The following is an 18,075-nucleotide window of genomic DNA, read 5'->3' as shown; positions in this document are numbered from 1 at the left end:
TTTCGTGTTCTTGCGATTCGTTGGGACTCAGTCGGGGCGCAGCGTCGAGAGCGCCGCTTCGAATGCCGGCGTGCCGCGCCGGAGCTCGGCCACGATGCGCCCTTGCTGCATCCGGATCAATCGATCGGCGAGCGCGGCCTCGCGCCGCAGGTGGGTCGCGATCAGGAGGACCCGGCCCTTGGCCTGTGCTTCGAGGCGCTGCAAGACGTCCTGCGCGGTCGCAGTGTCCAGCGCTTCCGTGGGTTCGTCCAGCAGCCACACAGGCACGTCGCGCAGCAGCAGCCGGGCCAGCGCGAGGCGGCGCGACTGGCCGCCCGAGAGTCCGAGGCCGCCTTCGCCGAGTCGCGTGTCGAGGCCGCCCTGCAGCGCCCGCACGTCGGGAGCAAGGCCCGCGGCCCACAGCGCGGCGAGCAGGCGCGCGTCGTTGGCGGCGGGATCGGCCAGGCGCAGGTTGTCGCGCAGGCTGTCCTGAAAGAGTTCGGTGCGCTGGGTCAGCAGGCAGTGGACCGGCGCATGCACCTCGCCGGACCGGGGCGCGAGCTCGCCCGTGACGACGGCCAGCAGCGTGGACTTGCCTGCGCCGGAGGGGCCGATCAGCGCGACGCGCTCGCCGGGTGCGATAGCCAGCGAGACGCCATCGAGCACGCGCACCCGGCTGCCGGGATGGGCCGCGCGCACCTCGTGCAAGCGCAGCGCCGATTCGTCATCGCCCACCGGCGCCCGCGTCGGCGCGCTCGCATCGGGCATCGCCATCCGCGGCGCGAGCCGCCGCCCGGCCAGCCAGGCGCGGCCGGCCTCGAGCGCACCGCGACGCAAGGCGGCAAAGGGCTCCATCGCCGTGAGCGCAACCAGCAATGCCAGCGCCGCGCCGGGCGCACCGATGGCACCCTCGCCCGCCAGCCAGCCCACGGCCAGCAGCACCGCCACCAGCGTCAGCGTTCCCGCGATGCCGTAGGCCGCGCCGGCGCCGGCTTCGAGCCGGTTGAGCCGCATGTCGGCCTCAGCGAGATGGCGATCCGCCGCCGCCAGCGATTCGCGCTCCGCATCGACCCGGCCGGCCATGACTAGCTCGGTCTGGCCTGCCACGAGGTCCACCGCGCGGGCCCGCAAGGCCTCCATCGCCTGCGCGCGCCGGACCGCGGCGGGACGCGCGCGCGCCGCGGTCACGACCGCGATGCCCCAACCCGCAACGAGCAGCCAGAGGGCGAGCCCGATGCCCATCCAGAGGCTCATCGCACCCAGCACCGCGCCCGCCAGCAGCGCCGCCGCGAGCGCCGCACCCGCGGGCACCAGCATGCGCAGATAGAAGGCTTCGAGCGCATCGATGTCCGCGGTCAGGCGAAACAGCAGCCGCGACGGCCGCGCGAGCAGTTGACGCGCGGCGCCGGCCTGGGCCCAGCCACGGAACAGGCGCTCGCGCAGGGTCGCCAGCACGCCGAAGGTGGCGTCGTGCGTCACCAGCCTTTCGCCGTAGCGCGATGCGGTGCGTCCGAGCGCGAGCAGGCGGATGCCCGCCGAAGGCATGAAGACATCGAAGCGGATCGCGGTCGCCGCATTCAGCCCCGCCAACGCGGTCGCGGTGATGAACCAGCCCGAGAGCCCGAGCAGCGCCATGCCCATCAGCACGGTCAACGCGGCCAGCGCGGCACCCAGCGCAAGCTGCCTCGGCTGTGCACCGAGGAACGGCAGCAGCACCGGACGAAGCTCGCGCCAGAGCTTCATGCGGCCTCCCGGCGGGGTGCGGCGTCGAGCCGGATCGTGCGATGCATGCGCGCCGCCAGGATCGGGTCGTGCGTCACGGCGATGAGGGTCTTGCCGCGCGCGAGCTCGATCAGCGCATCGGCGACACGCTCGGCGATCTGGGTGTCGAGGTGCGCGGTCGGCTCATCCACCAGCAGCAGGTCGGCCTCTCTATGCACCGCGACGCGCGCGAGTGCCAGCCGCACCGCCTCGCCGCCGGAAAGGCCGCTGCCGCCCTCGCCGAGCGACATGCCCGGATGCGCCTGCGCCACCTCGTCGAGCACGGCGAACTGCATCGCGGCTTCGACATCCTTCGCGTCCACGCCGCCGCGCCCGAGCGCGACATTGGCATGCACCGATCCGGCGAACACATGCGGCTTCTGGCCCATCCATGCGATGCGCGCGCGCAGCGCTGCTGCCGTGCGATCGGTCAATGGCGTGCCGCCGATCGCGATCTCGCCGTGCTGCGGATGCACGAGTCCCGCAATGAGGCTCAACAAGGCCGTCTTGCCGGAACCGCTCGGGCCCATCAGTGCGACATGCTCGCCCGCGGCCACGCGCAACTCGTAGCCTTCGAAGAGCACATCGCCGCCCGGCTGCGCGTAGTGCAGGTCGCGAATACTCAGCGTGGGTGCGCCGGACACGACCCTCGGCGGCGAAGACGCAGAAGCCGCCGCACCAGCACCGGGCAGGGGCACGCCTTCTGCCGAAAGCGCATCGAGCGAACCCAGGGCGGCCTCGCCCGCCGCCCGGTCATGCCACGCGGCGGAGAGATCGCGCAAGGGCTCGAAGAAGGCGGGCGCGAGCAGCAGCACGAACATCCCTTCGCCGAGCGTCAGCCGCCGGCCCCAGGTGCCGAATTCGAAGGTGCCGAGCAGATGGAAGCCGACATGGGCCGCCACCATCGCGACACCGAGCGCCGAGAACAGCTCGAGCACCGCGGACGAGAGAAAGGCGATGCGCAGCACCGCCATCGTGCGCAGGCGCAGGCCCTCTGCGCCTTCGCCGAGGCGCTTCGCGGTGGCATCCACGGCATCGAGTGCCCGCAGGGTCGCGAGGCCGCGAAGGCGATCCAGCAGGAAGGCGTTCATGCCGCCCATCTCGACCATCTGCGCTTCGCTCGCGGCCTTCGCGCGCCAGCCGACGATGGCCATGAAGATGGGGATCAGCGGCGCGGCGATCAGCAGGATCAGCGCAGCGAGCCACGACAGGCTCGCCACCAGGGCGGCGATCACGATGGGAACGACCACGGCTCGCGAGCGCGCGGGCCCGTAGCGCACGAGGTAGGGCACCACCGCCTCGGCTTGCTCCGCGATCACGCTGGCGGCAAGGCCCGAGGCCGGGCGCGCGCGGTCGATCGGCGATCTCGCGGCGAGCGCGGCAGCCACGTGTGCACGCAATGCCGAAAGCCCGGAGCGCGCGGCCGCATACACCCGGCGCGAACCCCAGGCCTCGCAGGCGGAACGCAACAGGCCCAGCAGCAGGATGCCCGCCGCCGGGATGAGGACCGAGTCGAAGCCCTCGCCGTCACCCAGGCGCTGCACCGCCCACGCCAGCAAGGCCGCCTGCGGCAGCCAGAACAGCGCGGCCATGCCTTGGATCAGATTCCCGACCCGATCGGTGGCGAGGGAACGCAGGCCGGCGGTTGGCGGTACGGGTGAGCTCACGAGGCTTTTGGAATTTCAGTATTTACTGAAAACTCAGCAATCATAAGAGAAGTCTCTCTGCCCTTCCGATCTTGAGGCCAAACTCGGGCGGCAGGATGACAAATCCCCGTGACGCAGCCGCTAAGCTAGGGCGTGTTCACCCTATTCCGGGGATCGCCCTGGACGCCATCGACGGAGAAAACGAATTGAAGATCCTGTCCATCACGCCCACGTACTTCCCCGAGGTGGGCGGGATCGAGTCCGTGGTCCGGGAGCTGGCCACCCGAATGTCCGCCCACGGCACGCAGGTGGACGTGGCGCACGTGTCGCCCAGGCACGCGGCTTTCTCCGTGAGCCGCGTGGACGGCATCGACGTCTATTGCGTCCCCGTGTCGGGCAACCGGCTGGTGGGCTATGCGCGCGGCTTCGGCGAGCTCGCGTCGGGCTACGACCTGCTGCATGTGCACGATCCGCAGCTCATGATGCTCACCGGCAACGTGCTGCTGCAATGCCGCCGCATCCCCGCGATCCTGAGCACGCACGGCGGGTTCCGGCACACGCGCAAGCTGCGCGCCTTCAAGTGGGTGCACGAGCATTTCCTGATGCGGCCGCTCTTGAAGCATTACCGGCGCGTGCTCGCAGTGAGCGAATCGGATGCGGATTACTTCGGTCACTTTTCCCGGCGTGTCCACAAGGCGGAGAACGGCATCGCCTATGCCAAATTCCAGCGCGGCCGCACGACCGGCACACCCGACCCGACACGGTGGATCTACTGGGGCCGCTGGTCGCGCAACAAGCGCATCGACGCGGTGATCGACACCGTCGCCCTGGCGCGCGACAACGGCATCGCCATCGACCTGCTCATCGCGGGCCCGGACTTCGACCAGCTCGGCGACAGCTTCAAGGCCAGGATCGAGGCCCTGCGGCTGGGCGACGCGGTGCGCCTGCATCCCTACATCGAGGACGACCGGCTGATCGCCGAACTGCAGCAGCGCACGGTCTTCATCACCGGCAGCGAGTACGAGGGCTTCGGCGTCGGCATCCTCGAAGCGATGGCCGCCGGCAAGATCGTCGCCTGCCGCGACATGGAGCCGATCAACGGCTTCGTGGCGCCCGGGGTCAACGGCTTCTTCCTGGACTTCGACGGCGGCGCCAAAGACCTCGAGGTGGTGCGCCGGATCGCGGGCCTCGATGACGGGCAATGCCGCGCGATGTCGGAGGCCGCGCAAGCGACCGCCAAGCGCTATGACTGGGATTCGGTCGCCCGGCAGTTCAGCGAGCACTACGCCAGCGCCCTGGGCCGCTAGGCAGCGATCAGCGAAACCACCGCGCCGCAGGCCAGCAGGCCCACGAACAGGCCCAGCACGCCGCGCCACGTCGCCGGCCGCGATTCGACGAAGCGATACAGCAGAAACGCGGCCCCGATCGACAGCGCAACGGTCGCCAGCAGGCCGCCCATGCCGACCCACGGCGTGACGCGCATGAAGTGACTCACCATCGCGCTCACCAAGAGCAGCACCGGGAAGTGGATGAGGAACAGCGAATACGAGATGCGCCCGAGCCGCACCAGCGGCTCGCCGAACGCCGGCCATGCCGATGGCTCCAGCCCATCGAGGTGCTGGATGACCGCCACCGCCAGCGCCGTGATCCAGGCTGTCGCGATCCGGCTGCGCCAGTCGAGCGCCAGCGCCGCGGTGCCGAGCAGTGCGAGCACCAGCACCGCGAAGCCCCAGGTGCTGCGCCGCGTCGCGCGTCCGATCCAGAAGACGAACATGCCCAGGCCGTACGAGCCGAAGAAATAGAGCGCGGTCGAATCGAGCTCCGCATGCCGGTTGAACACGGCCAGCGACGAGACCACGAGCAGCAGAACAAAACCCACCATCAGCCGGCGCGACGTCTCGGGCCGCATGGCCAGGCGCCGCTGGAGCACCTCCGACAGGCCGATCGCCGCGAGCGCCAGCACGAAGAGCTGGAAGTCGATCGCCACGTACCAGACGCCGGTGGACAGCGCCTCGAAGCCCAGCAGGTCCTGCAGCAACAGGCCGTGGGCGATCAGTTGCGCCATCACCGGCGGTCCGGGCACCGCTTCGTCGTCGAGCCAGGGCCGCACCAGCGCGGCCACGATCACGCTGAAGGTCAGCGCCGCGAGGTACGGCATCACGAGCCGGCCGTAGCGCTGGAAGATCCTGGCGAGCGGGCGGTCGATGCGCAGCTTGCCGTCGGGCGCGAGGCTGCCTGCCGCGAGAAAACCGGCCAGCACCAGGAACACCTGCACCGCCAGCCGCCCGTACTGCGACAGCCAGTCGAAGACGCCGGGCGCGAGCGTCGCCGCGCCTTCAGGCAGCGGACCGTAGCGCGACAGGTGGTGGCCGACGATCAGCAGGCAGGCGAGTCCCTTCACTGCGTCCAGCAGCGGCATGCGGCTGGCGGCGCGCTTCGCCGCTGGCGCGGCGCGGTTCATGGCTTGTGACTCAGAGTGCAAGACGGCTGCGCGCTTCCAGGTACTCGCGCTTCAGTTTCTCGATGAATGCCGCGGCCGTGCCGACTTCCGTCACCGCACCGATGCCCTGCCCGGAGCCCCAGATGTCCTTCCAGGCCTTCTTGGCGCTGTCGCCGCCGCCGAAGTTCATGGTCTTCAGGTCGCCCTGCGGCAGATTCGCCGGGTCCATGCCCGCGGCCACGATGCTCGGCGCCAGGTAGTTGCCGTGCACGCCGGTGAAGAGGTTCGAGTAGACGATGTCGTCGGAGGTGCCGTCGACGATGGCCTGCTTGTATTCGGCACTCGCGCGCGCCTCCTCGGTGGCGATGAACGCGGTGCCGATGTAGGCGAAGTCCGCGCCCATGGCCTGCGCCGCGAGCACGGCCGCACCGGTGGCGATGGAGCCCGACAGCGCGAGCGGGCCATCGAACCACTGGCGGATTTCCTGCACCAGCGCGAACGGGCTCTTGATGCCCGCATGGCCGCCGGCACCGGCCGCGACCGCGATCAGGCCGTCGGCGCCCTTCTCGATCGCCTTCTGCGCGAAGGCGTTGTTGATGACGTCGTGCATCGTCACGCCGCCGTAGCTGTGCACCGCGTCGTTGACGTCGGTGCGCGCGCCCAGCGAGGTGATGACGATCGGCACCTTGTACTTCACGACCAGCTCCATGTCGTGCGCGAGCCGGTCATTGCTCTTGTGCACGATCTGGTTGATCGCGAAGGGGGCAGCCGGCTTGTCCGGATTCGCCTTGTTGTAGGCCGCGAGTTCCTCGGTGATCTCCGCGAGCCAGTCCTCGAGTTGCGAGGCGGGCCGCGCGTTGAGTGCGGGCATCGATCCGACCACACCGGCCTTGCACTGGGCAATCACGAGCTTGGGGTTGCTGATGATGAACAACGGCGAGCCGATGATGGGCAATGGCAGGTTGGCGAGCACGGGCGGCAGCTTGGACATGGTGTCTCCGGAAAATAAAAAACGGCAGAGTCGGATTTATAGAAGGGGGCGCGTGCCGCAACGGTCCGTTGCGCGACACGCGCCGTGCATCAGAAGGCTTCGAGCGCCAGCGCGTTCACGCTGTCCGCGCCATCGACGATGCTGTCGCGCAGGCCGGGTGCCTTGTTCAGGATGTGCTCGGCATAGAAGCGCGCCGTCGCGATCTTGGCCTTCATGAAAGGCACGTCGGTGCCCGCCTTGGCGAGGTCCTCTGCCACCAGCAGCGAACGCGCGAGCTGCCAGCCCGCTACCAGGTTGCCGCCCAGCATCAGGTAAGGCACGCTGCCCGCGAAGACCGCGTTGGGCGAGGCCTTGGTCTGCCCGGCGACGAAGCCGACCACGTCGACGAAGGCCTCGCGGGCGGCCTTCAGGCGCTTCGCCACGGCCTTCGCATCGGCGCTGTCGCGCTTGGCGAGTTCGGCCTCGGTCTTCTCGATCTGCGCGGCGATGGCCTTGCCGACCTGTCCGCCGTCGCGCGCGGTCTTGCGTCCCACGAGGTCGTTCGCCTGGATCGCGGTCGTGCCTTCGTAGATCGTCAGGATCTTGGCATCGCGCAGGTACTGCGCCGCACCGGTTTCCTCGATGAAGCCCATGCCGCCGTGCACCTGCACGCCGAGCGACGCCACTTCCAGGCTCATCTCGGTGCTGTAGCCCTTGACCAGCGGCACGAGGAACTCATAGAAGGCCTGGTTCTGCTTGCGCGTGTCGGCGTCGGGATGGTGGTGCGCCGCATCGTAGGCAGCAGCCGCCGTCGTCGCCATGGCGCGGCAGCCTTCGGTGTAGGCGCGCATCGTCATCAGCATGCGCTTCACGTCCGGGTGATGGATGATCGGCGCGCTCGCGTTGATCGAGCCATCGACCGGACGGCTCTGCACCCGCTCCTTCGCGTAGGCCACCGCGTGCTGGTACGCACGTTCGGCGACCGCGATGCCCTGCATGCCCACGGCGTAGCGCGCCGAGTTCATCATGATGAACATGTACTCGAGGCCGCGGTTCTCCTCGCCGACCAGGTAGCCCACAGCGCCGGGTCCGGCGCTGTCCGCAATGCTCGCCGCCTTTCCGTCACCGTACTGCAGCACAGCGGTCGGGGAGGCCTTGATGCCCAGCTTGTGCTCAATGCTCACGCAGTGCACGTCGTTGCGCGCGCCGAGCGAGCCGTCCTTGTTGACGAGGAACTTGGGCACCACGAACAGGCTGATGCCCTTCACGCCTTCGGGCGCACCGCTCACTCGCGCCAGCACGAGATGCACGATGTTCTCGGCCATGTCATGCTCGCCATAGGTGATGAAGATCTTCGTGCCGAAGATCTTGTAGGTGCCATCGGGCTGCGGCTCGGCACGGCTGCGCACCAGCGCGAGGTCGCTGCCGGCCTGCGGCTCGGTCAGGTTCATCGTGCCGGTCCACTGGCCGCTCACCAGCTTCTCGAGATAGGTGGCCTTGAGCTCGTCCGAACCCGCGGTCAGCAGCGCCTCGGTGGCGCCGTCGGTCAAGAGCGGGCACAGCGCGAAGCTCATGTTGGCCGAGTTCAGCATCTCGACGCAGGCCGCGCCGATCGTCTTGGGCAGGCCCTGGCCGGCGAATTCCGTGGGATGCTGCAGGCCTTGCCAGCCGCCCGCCACGTACTGCGCAAAGGCTTCCTTGAAGCCGGGCGTGGTCGTGACCTTGCCGTCTTTGAACGATGAAGGATTGCGATCGCCTTCCACGTTCAGCGGCGCGATCACGTCCTGGTTGAAGCGCGCGCACTCCTCGAGCACGGCCTGCGCGGTTTCGAGTCCGGCTTCCTCGAGGCCCGGCATCTGCGACACCTTCGCAATGTCGGCGAGGTGTTCGATGTCGAACAGCATGTCCTTGATGGGAGCGGTATAGCTCATGGTTGTCTCTCCTGCGGCCCTCGGGCCCGATGCGAACCGACGTGAAAAAGGGCATCGCGAACGATGCCCCTTCTGGGTCCAAACAGCTATCTGAAGTGGCTCAGAGCGCCTTGACGAGCTCGGGCACGGCCGTGAACAGGTCGGCCACGAGGCCGTAGTCGGCCACCGAGAAGATCGGGGCTTCTTCGTCCTTGTTGATCGCCACGATCACCTTGGAGTCCTTCATGCCCGCCAGGTGCTGGATGGCGCCGGAGATGCCGCAGGCGACGTACAGCTGCGGGGCGACGATCTTGCCGGTCTGGCCGACTTGCCAGTCGTTCGGAGCGTAGCCGGCGTCCACTGCGGCGCGGCTGGCACCAAGGGCGGCGCCGAGCTTGTCCGCCAGCGGCGCCATCACTTCAGTGAACTTCTCGGCGCTGCCGAGGGCTCTTCCGCCGCTGACGATGATCTTGGCCGCGGTGAGTTCGGGGCGCTCGCTCTTGGTCACTTCACGTCCCACGAAGCTGCTCTTGCCGCTGTCGGCCACGCCTTCGGCGCTTTCCACTGCGGCGCTGCCGCCCGTGGCGGCTGCGGCGTCGAAGCCCGTCGTGCGCACCGTGATCACCTTGATCGCATCGCTGCTCTGCACGGTGGCAATCGCATTGCCCGCATAGATCGGGCGCTCGAAGGTGTCGGCGCTGTCGACCTTGGTGATGTCGCTGATCTGGGCCACATCCAGCTTGGCCGCCACGCGCGGGGCGACGTTCTTGCCGTTGGCGGTGGCGGGGAACAGGATGTGGCTGTAGCTCTTGGCGATCGCCAGCACCTGGGCGGCGACGTTCTCCGCGAGGTTCTCCGCCAGGCTCGGGCTGTCGGCCACGATCACCTTGGCAACGCCTGCCACCTGGGCAGCCGCCTTGCCGGCTTCGGCGGCGTTGGCACCGGCCACCAGGATGTGCACATCACCGCCGCAGGCCTTGGCCGCGGTCACGGTGTTCAGGGTCGCCGGCTTGAGGGTGGCGTGGTCGTGTTCGGCAATAACAAGTACGGTCATGATCAGATCACCTTGGCTTCGTTCTTCAGCTTGTCCACCAGCGTGGCGACGTCGGGCACCTTGATGCCGGCGCCGCGCTTGGGGGGCTCCGCGACCTTCAGGGTCTTCAGGCGCGGCTTGACGTCCACGCCCAGGTCTTCGGGCTTGAAGGTATCGAGCTGCTTCTTCTTGGCCTTCATGATGTTGGGCAAGGTCACGTAGCGCGGCTCATTGAGGCGCAGGTCGGTGGTGATGACTGCGGGCAGCGACAGGGACAGGGTTTCCAGGCCGCCATCGACTTCGCGCGTGACGCTGAGCCTTCCTTCCCCATCTGTACCGGCGACCTCGACCTTGCTGGCGAAGGTGCCCTGGGGCAGGTCGGCCAGGGCGGCGAGCATCTGGCCGGTCTGGTTGTTGTCGTCATCGATGGCTTGCTTGCCGAGGATCACCAGAGCGGGTTGCTCCTTGTCGACCAGCGCCTTCAGGAGCTTGGCGACGGCGAGAGGCTGCAGCTCTTCGGCGGTCTCCACGAGGATGCCGCGATCCGCGCCGATGGCCATCGCGGTACGCAGCGTTTCCTGGCACTTCGCATCGCCGCAGGAGACGGCGATGACTTCGGTCGCCACGCCCTTCTCCTTCAGGCGAACCGCCTCTTCGACGGCGATCTCGTCGAAGGGGTTCATGCTCATCTTGACATTGGCAATGTCCACACCGGTGCCGTCAGACTTGACGCGCACCTTCACGTTGTAGTCGACGACCCGCTTGACGGGGACCAGGATCTTCATTGGCTTGACTCCATTGAATTGCGAAACCGGGACATGTACAGGGCTCGATGATTTTAGGCACCGGGCCCTGCGCGAAGTGTTCATTTCAATCAGGGGTTGCGCTTGCGAAAGCAGGCGCGGAGAAAAAATCGAACGATCGTGCTTTTTTCGTAATTATAGATGGGCATTTGGCAAAGGCGAAGCATCAGAAGGTAACGATGCGACGCGAACCACCCGCTGCGGACTGGCGATGGTGATACCCGCCGAACGCAGCCCCTCGAGAATGGCGATGTTGATCGCCGAGCGAAGGTTGTCCCGCCCCTTGTCGGGGTCGGACACCCAGAAATTGAGGCTGAACTCTAATCCGTCGGGCACGAAGTTCAGCAGGAAGGCGACCGGCGCCGGATCGGCGATGACTCGCGGCTGTGCGTGGGCCGCATTGCAGAGAATGGACAGCACCGTCTCCACGTCGCTGTCGTAGCCGACGATGATGTTCGTCTGGATGTTGAACTTGAGGTCCGCCTGCGAGAGGTTCTCCACGCGGCTCGTGATCAGCGACTCGTTCGGCACGATCGACTCGCGCCCGTTGCCCGCCCTCACCAGCGTGTAGCGCGTCTTGATGTCGGTGATGCGCCCTTCGAAGCCGTCGACCCGCACGTTGTCGCCGATGCGTATCGAGCGCTCCAGCAGGATGACGAAGCCGCTCACGTAGTTGGCCGCCAGCTTCTGCAGCCCGAAACCGAGGCCGACGCCCAGCGCGCCGCCGAGCACCGACAGCGCCGTCAGGTCGACCCCGACCGCGGACAGCGCGAACAGGAGGCCGATCAGCAGCAGGAAGGCGCGGATCGCATTCGACGCCACCTTGCGCATCGAGAGGTCGTTCACCGCCTCGCGCAGGATGCGCTTCTCGATCGTCGACGAGATCCACAGCGCGATCGCCATCACCAGCCCCGCCGACAGCGCGCCGTCGAGAATGGTGCGCAGGCTCACGCGCGTGCGGCCGAAGGCGAGCGTGATCTCGTCGAGCTCCGCCAGCACCGGCGGCAGCAAGCCGACGATCCAGAGGATCGCGCCGATCCATGCGATCCACGAGATGGTGCGCTCGACCAGCCGCGCCATTGCCGATGCCGGGAACACGGCCCGCAGCACCCGCGCGAAGAACCGGATCACCGCCAGCGAGATGAACACCGACACCGCGATGCGCAGCACCAGCACCGGCTGGAATGTCAGCACGCCGCGCCGGGCCAGATCGGTGAGGAGCAATGCGAGCAGTGGGAACAGCAGCCCGTCGAAGACGCGGGCGCCGAACCAGATGGAATCCTTCGGCTGGTCGCGCCCGAACCAGCGGCAGATGCCCCACGCGACGGCCACGCAGGCGACGAGGATGGCAAATTCGATCCAGAGGCCGCGCGCCTCGATCTGGCTGAGTTTCTGGGTAAACGCGCTGAAATCCATCGATCTACAAGTCGGCCAGCACCCTCAGATGTTCTTCGACGCTGCGCGCCAGCGCATCGAGGCTGTAGCCGCCTTCGAGCATTGAAACGATGCGGCCCTGCGCATGGCGGCGGGCCACATCGACGATGCGGCCGGTGATCCAGCCGAAGTCGTTCTCGTTGAGCCTGAGCTGTCCGAGGTCGTCGTCGCGATGCGCATCGAAGCCCGCGCTCACGAAGATCATCTGCGGCTTGAACTCCTCCAGGCGCGGCATCCAGCAGGCCTCGATCAGCTCGCGCACGTCCATGCCGCGCGTGTAGGCCGGCACCGGCAGGTTGAGCATGTTCGGCGCCGGATGCTCGGTCCCGCTGTACGGATAGAACGGGTGCTGGAAGATGCCCACCATCAGCACGCGCGGGTCGTTGCTCAGGATGTCCTCGGTGCCGTTGCCGTGGTGCACGTCGAAATCCACGATCGCGACGCGCGCGAGGCCATGATGTTCGAGCGCATGGCGCGCCGCGATCGCGACGTTGTTGTAGAAGCAGAAGCCCATCGCCTTGTCGCGGCAGGCATGGTGCCCCGGCGGCCGCACCGCGCAGAAGGCGTTCTCGACCTGCCCCGCGATCACCGCATCGGTCGCCGCGATGGCGGCCCCGGCGGCGCGGCGCGCGGCCAGCACGGTGAAGCGGTTCATCGAGGTATCGGGGTCGATCTGCGCGTGATCCGGGCCGCCGGCGGGTGCGTCCTCGACGAGGCGCTGGCTCAGCGCTTCGAGATGCTCCATGTGCGCCACGCTGTGGGCGCGCGTGATCTGCGCCAGCGTGGCGAGCGGCACCTCCCCGCGTTCGAGTGCGTCGCCGACGCCGGTCACGAGCAACCGGTCCTCGATGGCATCGAGCCTCGCAGGGCATTCCGGATGCCCCTGTCCCATCTCGTGTCTCCAGCAGTCGCGGTGTGTGAAATAGCCGGTCTTGCCCATGGTCGTTCTTCGCCAAGGCCTTGCGCCGCAGGGGCCGCGAGGCTTAGGGTATGGTTTGCATATGGATACAAAAATGGACGTTGCCGCGAAGCTCGCCAGTTTGCTCGGGCAGCTTAACACGGTGATCGTCGGCAAAGAGGCCCAGGTGCGCGACTGCGTGGCCTGCCTGCTGGCCGGCGGGCATCTGCTGATCGAGGACGTACCGGGCGTCGGCAAGACCACGCTGGCGCATGCGCTGTCGCACACCTTCGGGCTGCACTTCTCGCGCGTGCAATTCACCGCCGACCTGATGCCCGGCGACCTGTCGGGCGTCGCGATCTACGACCGCGGCAAGCAGAGCTTCGTCTTCCATCCCGGCCCGATCTTTGCCCAGGTGCTGCTGGCGGACGAGATCAACCGCGCCAGCCCCAAGACGCAGAGCGCGCTGCTCGAAGCCATGGAGGAAAAGCAGGTGACGGTCGAAGGCGAGACCCGCCCGCTGCCGACGCCCTTCTTCGTCATCGCCACCCAGAACCCGCACGAGCAGCTCGGCACCTTCGCCCTGCCCGAATCGCAGCTCGACCGTTTCCTGATGCGCATCTCGCTCGGCTATCCCGACCGGGCGGCCGAACGCGAGCTGCTGGCCGGCGCCGACCGCCGCGACCTGCTCGCGGGCCTGCCGGCCCTGCTCACCGCCGGCGAGCTCACCGCCCTGCAGCAGCGCGTGCTCCAGGTGCACGCGGCGGAGCCGCTGCTCAACTATGTGCAGGACCTGATCGCCGCGACGCGCTCCGGCCGCTGGTTCCTGCAGGGCCTGTCGCCGCGCGCGGGCATCGCGGTGCTGCGCGCGGCCAAGGCGCAGGCGCTGCTCGCCAACCGCGACTACGTGGCGCCCGACGACGTGCAGGCGGTGCTGCCGCAGACCATCGCCCACCGCCTGACGCCGGTCGGCGACGCGGGCCGGGGCGCCGTCGAGCAGGTGCGCGCCATGATCGCGGCGGTGCCCTTGCCGTGAACGCGCCGGCGCCCGCCCGCAAGTGGGTCGCGCATCCGTTCGCGCAGTTGCGGTCCCGCATCGACCAGTGGTTCCTGTCGCGGCGTGCGCCGTCCGACACGCTCGAGCTCACGCAGCGCAACGTCTACATCCTGCCGACCCGGGCCGGCTGGATGCTGGCCGCGACCCTGCTGCTCCTGCTGGTGGCCTCGATCAACTACCAGCTCAACCTCGGCTACCTCTTGACCTTCCTGCTCGCGGGCTGCGTGGCGGTCGGCATGTATGTGTGCCACGGCACCTTGCGCGGCCTGGCGATGCGGCTCATGTTGCCCGAGCCGCAGTACGCCGGCTCGGCCGCGGTGTTCCGCATCGTGCTCAGCAACGCCCGCCGCAGCACGCGCTACGGCATCGGCTTCGCGGTGCACCGCAGCGGGCAATGGTCGTGGAGCGATGTGCCGGCGCAAGGCAGCGCGACGGTCGAAGTCGCCTTCAGGCCCGAGCGGCGCGGCCTCCATGCCGTGCCCACGCTGACGGCGGAAACGCGCTTTCCGCTCGGCACCTTCCGCGTCTGGTCGATATGGCGGCCTGCCGCGCAGGTGCTCGTCTACCCGGCCCCCGAATCGAACCCGCCGCCGCTGCCCGAGGCCGAACCGCTGGCCGGTCCCAGCGCCGCAGTGGCGATGCGCGCGCACATCGCGGGCGAATACGACGGCGTGCGGGCCTACCGCCGGGGCGATTCGCTCAAGCTCGTGGTGTGGAAGCGCGCCGCGCAGGCGCAGGCCGCCGGCTCCGATGAACTGGTCAGCCGCGACACGCTGCAGGCCCAGCGCTCGCAGCTCTGGCTCGATGCGCAGCATGCCGGCCTGGCCGACGCCGAAGCGCGCCTGTCGCGGCTGTGCGCCTGGGTGCTGATGGCCGACCATCTCGGCGTCGACTACGGCCTGCGCGCGGGCGGCCGCACCGTCCAGCCATCGCAGGGCGAGGCGCACAAGCGGCAATGCCTGGAGGCGCTGGCGCTATGTTGAGCATGAGCAGGCTCCAGGCCCTGCCGAGGGACGCGCGGGACACGCTCTTCCTGCTGTCGGTCATCGGCCTCATCCTGCTGCCGCAGGTGCCGCACCTGCCCTGGTGGTGCAGCCTGCTCGCGGCCATCGTGCTCGTCTGGCGCGGCACGCTCGCGGTGCAGGCCAGGCCGCTGCCCAGCAAATGGTGGCGCGTCGCGCTGCTCGCGATCACGCTCGTCGCCACCTACGCGACGCACCGCACGCTGCTCGGCCGCGATGCCGGGGTGACGCTCATCGTGATCCTGCTCGCGCTCAAGACGCTGGAGCTGCGCGCACGGCGCGATGCCTTCGTCGTCTTCTTCCTGGGCTTCTTCACGATGCTCACGAACTTCTTCTATTCGCAATCGCTGCCGACCGCGTTCGCGATGCTGCTCGCACTGCTGGGCCTGCTCACGGCGCTGGTCAACGCCCACATGCCGGTCGGCCGCCCGCCGCTCGCGCAGGCGGCGCGCACCGCGGGGTCGATGGCGCTGCTGGGCGCGCCGATCATGGTCGTGCTGTTCATGCTGTTCCCGCGCCTGGCGCCGCTCTGGGGCGTGCCGGGGGACGCGATGGCCGGGCGCACCGGCCTGTCGGACACCATGCGCGTCGGCACCATCGCGGAACTCGCCATGGACGACGGCATCGCCGCGCGCGTCAGGTTCGACGGCGACCGCATCCCGGCACGATCGAGCCTCTACTTCCGCGGCCCGGTGCTCTCGCAGTTCGACGGCCGCGAATGGAAGGCGGCCCCGATCCTGCGCCAGCAGCCCCCGCCGGACCTGCGGACGCACGGAGCGCCGGTGAACTACGAAGTCACGCTCCAGGCTTCCAACCGCCCGTGGCTCCTCACGCTCGAAGCCACGCCCCTCGCGCCCGAGCTGCCCGAATACACGGTGTCCGGCACGCCCGAGCTGCAGTGGCTCGCCAACCGTCCCATCGGCGATCTCGTGCGCTATCGCGCCGAGAGCTTCCCCGAGTTCCAGTACGGCCCGCTGCGCCGCACCCGCGCAATGCAGGCCTACGTGTCCATGCCGCCGGGCACCAACCCGCGCACCGTTGCGCTCGCCGCCGAAATGCGCCGCGACCCGGCGCTGGCCGGCGCATCGACGCATGCGCTGGTGCAGAACGTGCTGCAGCGGCTTCGCACCGGCGGCTATTCGTACACGCTCGAACCCGGCGTCTACGGCGACGACACCGCCGACGTGTTCTGGTTCGACACCAAGGCCGGCTTCTGCGAGCACATCGCCTCGGCCTTCGTGGTGCTGATGCGCGCGCTCGACATTCCCGCGCGCATCGTCACTGGCTACCAGGGCGGCGAGCTCAATTCGGTCGACAACTACTGGGTGCTGCGCCACAGCGACGCCCACGCGTGGGCCGAGGTGTGGCAGGAAGGCCTGGGCTGGACCCGCGTCGATCCCACCGGCGCGATCTCGCCCGACCGCGTCGGCCAGTTCCGCCGCCTCGCGGCCCAGCCGGGGATCATTGCCGAGGCGTTCGAGGCGATGTCGCCATCGCTCGTCCTCAACCTGCACGCGACCTGGGAAGCGATCAACAACGGCTGGAACCAGTGGGTGCTCAACTACACCCAGAGCCGGCAGCTCAACCTGCTCAGGAACATCGGCTTCGAGGCGCCGAGCCTGCAGGACCTCATCCTCGTGCTGCTCGTGCTCCTGGTCGTCACGAGCCTCGCGGGCGCCGGCTGGACCCTGTGGGAACGCAGCCAGCACGACCCGTGGCTGCGCCTGCTCGCGCAGGCCCGCGCGCGCTTGAAGCTGGCCGGCATCGACGTGGCCGAAGCCACACCGCCGCGCCAGATGGCCGCGCGCCTCGCCGAACGCTTCGGCGCCGACGCGCAGGCAGCGCAGGACTGGCTGCTGCGCCTCGAAGCCCAGCGCTACGCGAAATCGCCGGCGGCCGCGCTGCCGGCGCTGCGCGCCGAGTTCCGCCGCCTCACCTGGCCGCGCTGAGCCGCCGCGCCGGATAGCCGCGCTGAAACCACATGTGAACTTCCACCCGGCGCGTGCCGCGCGGACGGCACAATCCACGCGATGCCACGCCCCCTGCTCCCCGTTTTTTCCAACGCCCTCTTCGCGGCCCTGCTTTGCGCCGCCACCTTCCTGCCCGGCACCCACGCGACCGCGCAGGCCGCGCCCGACAAGCGCAACGCCCCGGCGCGCGGCATCCCCTATGCCACCCGCGAAGACGCGATGCAGTTCGCCGATGAGATCGCCGCGCGCCGCCATCTCGACCGCGAATGGGTGCGGGCCACCATCGGCAGCGCCAGGCTGCTGCCCAGCGTGCCGCGCCTGATGCTGCCCGCGCCCACCGGCACGCCGAAGAACTGGTATGCCTACCGCAGCCGCTTCATCGACCCGGTGCGCATCCAGGCCGGCATGCGCTTCTGGCGCAACAACGCGGTCACGCTCGCGCGCGCCGAGGCGGAGTTCGGCGTGCCGGCCGAGATCATCGTCGGCATCATCGGCGTCGAGACCATCTACGGGCGCAACATGGGGAGCTTCCGCGTGATCGATGCGCTCGCGACGCTGGCCTTCGATTTTCCAGAGGCGCATCCGCGCGCGAGCGAGCGGCAGGCCTTCTTCCGCAGCGAACTCGAAAGCTTCCTCAGCACCGAAAGCCGCACCCACGAGAACCCGCTGCTCCCGCTCGGCAGCTATGCCGGCGCGATGGGCATGCCGCAGTTCATGCCCAGCAGCATCGCCAAGTACGCGGTCGACTACGACGGCGACGGCCGCATCGACCTCGTCAACGACCCGATCGACGTGATCGGCTCGGTGGCCAACTACTTCAAGGCCTTCGGCTGGCAACCCGGCGTGCAGCCGGTCTTTCCGGTGAGCCTCGACGAATCGCGGCTCCAGAAAGCGGTGCTGCTCGGTCCGGACATCGTGCCCACCTTCAGCGCCGACGCCTTCGTCGCCGGCGGCGCGGTACTCGAAGGCGAAGCACTGCAGTTCAAGGGACTGCTCGCGCTCATCGAACTGCAGAACGGCGGCGATGCGCCGAGCTACGTGGCCGGCACGCAGAACTTCTACGTGATCACGCGCTACAACTGGAGCAGCTACTACGCGATGTCGGTGATCGAGCTCGGGCGCGAAGTGCGCGCCGCGATGGAGAACTGACTG

The 18,075-nt window shown here is 68.7% G+C and carries 14 protein-coding genes; 5 read left to right on the top strand and 9 right to left on the bottom strand.

What is annotated here, in order from left to right; all coding sequences use genetic code 11:
* Positions 1–27: 27 nt before the first annotated feature.
* Together cydC and cydD are read right to left on the bottom strand one after the other, a co-directional pair.
* Positions 28–1,722, bottom strand: coding sequence for a thiol reductant ABC exporter subunit CydC (gene cydC, locus VAR608DRAFT_RS24505; protein ID WP_088956431.1), 1,695 nt, complete (start codon positions 1,720–1,722; stop codon positions 28–30).
* On the bottom strand, positions 1,719–3,407 hold the full coding sequence (cydD, locus tag VAR608DRAFT_RS24500) for a thiol reductant ABC exporter subunit CydD (RefSeq protein WP_443082888.1): 1,689 nt from the start codon (positions 3,405–3,407) through the stop codon (positions 1,719–1,721). Before cydD ends, cydC begins: the two co-directional genes overlap by 4 nt.
* A 185-nt stretch (positions 3,408–3,592) precedes the next feature.
* Here cydD and VAR608DRAFT_RS24495 point away from each other — a divergent pair, with 185 nt between their 5' ends.
* The gene (locus tag VAR608DRAFT_RS24495; protein WP_172843895.1) at positions 3,593–4,693 is read left to right on the top strand and encodes a glycosyltransferase family 4 protein; all 1,101 of its coding nucleotides are present in this window, start codon (positions 3,593–3,595) and stop codon (positions 4,691–4,693) included.
* On the opposite strand, the gene VAR608DRAFT_RS24490 is transcribed toward VAR608DRAFT_RS24495, so the two are convergent.
* From VAR608DRAFT_RS24490 to VAR608DRAFT_RS24460, 7 genes are all read right to left on the bottom strand, one after another.
* Positions 4,690–5,847, bottom strand: a complete 1,158-nt coding sequence (locus VAR608DRAFT_RS24490) for an acyltransferase family protein (RefSeq protein ID WP_231972949.1) — start codon at positions 5,845–5,847, stop codon at positions 4,690–4,692. The genes VAR608DRAFT_RS24495 and VAR608DRAFT_RS24490 overlap by 4 nt on opposite strands.
* Positions 5,848–5,857: 10 nt before the next feature.
* Complete coding sequence (locus VAR608DRAFT_RS24485) at positions 5,858–6,817, bottom strand: NAD(P)H-dependent flavin oxidoreductase (protein ID WP_088956428.1); 960 nt, start codon at positions 6,815–6,817, stop codon at positions 5,858–5,860.
* 89 nt (positions 6,818–6,906) lie between these two features.
* Positions 6,907–8,727, bottom strand: coding sequence for an acyl-CoA dehydrogenase (locus tag VAR608DRAFT_RS24480; protein WP_088956427.1), 1,821 nt, complete (start codon positions 8,725–8,727; stop codon positions 6,907–6,909).
* 100 nt (positions 8,728–8,827) lie between these two features.
* Positions 8,828–9,760: an electron transfer flavoprotein subunit alpha/FixB family protein gene (locus VAR608DRAFT_RS24475; protein ID WP_088956426.1), complete on the bottom strand. Its 933-nt coding sequence runs from the start codon at positions 9,758–9,760 to the stop codon at positions 8,828–8,830.
* A 2-nt stretch (positions 9,761–9,762) separates the two neighbouring features.
* On the bottom strand, positions 9,763–10,524 hold the full coding sequence (locus VAR608DRAFT_RS24470; RefSeq protein WP_088956425.1) for an electron transfer flavoprotein subunit beta/FixA family protein: 762 nt from the start codon (positions 10,522–10,524) through the stop codon (positions 9,763–9,765).
* 153 nt (positions 10,525–10,677) lie between these two features.
* Positions 10,678–11,958 carry a mechanosensitive ion channel family protein gene (locus VAR608DRAFT_RS24465; protein ID WP_088956424.1) on the bottom strand — a complete coding sequence of 427 codons (1,281 nt, stop codon included), beginning with the start codon at positions 11,956–11,958 and terminating at the stop codon, positions 10,678–10,680.
* A gap of 4 nt (positions 11,959–11,962) precedes the next feature.
* Positions 11,963–12,916: a histone deacetylase family protein gene (locus VAR608DRAFT_RS24460; RefSeq protein WP_088956423.1), complete on the bottom strand. Its 954-nt coding sequence runs from the start codon at positions 12,914–12,916 to the stop codon at positions 11,963–11,965.
* 73 nt (positions 12,917–12,989) lie between these two features.
* On the opposite strand from VAR608DRAFT_RS24460, the gene VAR608DRAFT_RS24455 reads away from it, so the two are divergent.
* The 4 genes from VAR608DRAFT_RS24455 to mltB all read left to right on the top strand — a co-directional run bounded on the left by VAR608DRAFT_RS24455 (position 12,990) and on the right by mltB (position 18,072).
* On the top strand, positions 12,990–13,910 hold the full coding sequence (locus VAR608DRAFT_RS24455; RefSeq protein ID WP_088956422.1) for an AAA family ATPase: 921 nt from the start codon (positions 12,990–12,992) through the stop codon (positions 13,908–13,910).
* A complete protein-coding gene (locus VAR608DRAFT_RS24450; RefSeq protein WP_172843894.1) occupies positions 13,907–14,914 on the top strand; it encodes a DUF58 domain-containing protein in 1,008 nt (335 codons plus the stop codon). The genes VAR608DRAFT_RS24455 and VAR608DRAFT_RS24450 overlap by 4 nt, the downstream gene beginning before the upstream one ends.
* Positions 14,908–16,902, top strand: a complete 1,995-nt coding sequence (locus VAR608DRAFT_RS24445) for a transglutaminase family protein (protein WP_443082887.1) — start codon at positions 14,908–14,910, stop codon at positions 16,900–16,902. Before VAR608DRAFT_RS24450 ends, VAR608DRAFT_RS24445 begins: the two co-directional genes overlap by 7 nt.
* Positions 16,903–16,983: 81 nt before the next feature.
* Positions 16,984–18,072 carry a lytic murein transglycosylase B gene (gene mltB, locus VAR608DRAFT_RS24440; RefSeq protein ID WP_088956420.1) on the top strand — a complete coding sequence of 363 codons (1,089 nt, stop codon included), beginning with the start codon at positions 16,984–16,986 and terminating at the stop codon, positions 18,070–18,072.
* The last annotated feature ends 3 nt before the right edge of the window (positions 18,073–18,075 follow it).

The sequence above is a fragment of the Variovorax sp. HW608 genome, from assembly GCF_900090195.1.
Lineage (GTDB): Bacteria > Pseudomonadota > Gammaproteobacteria > Burkholderiales > Burkholderiaceae_C > Variovorax.
The sequence above is the reverse complement of the archived record's forward strand: the minus strand, read 5'-3'. Positions and strand labels throughout refer to the sequence as shown.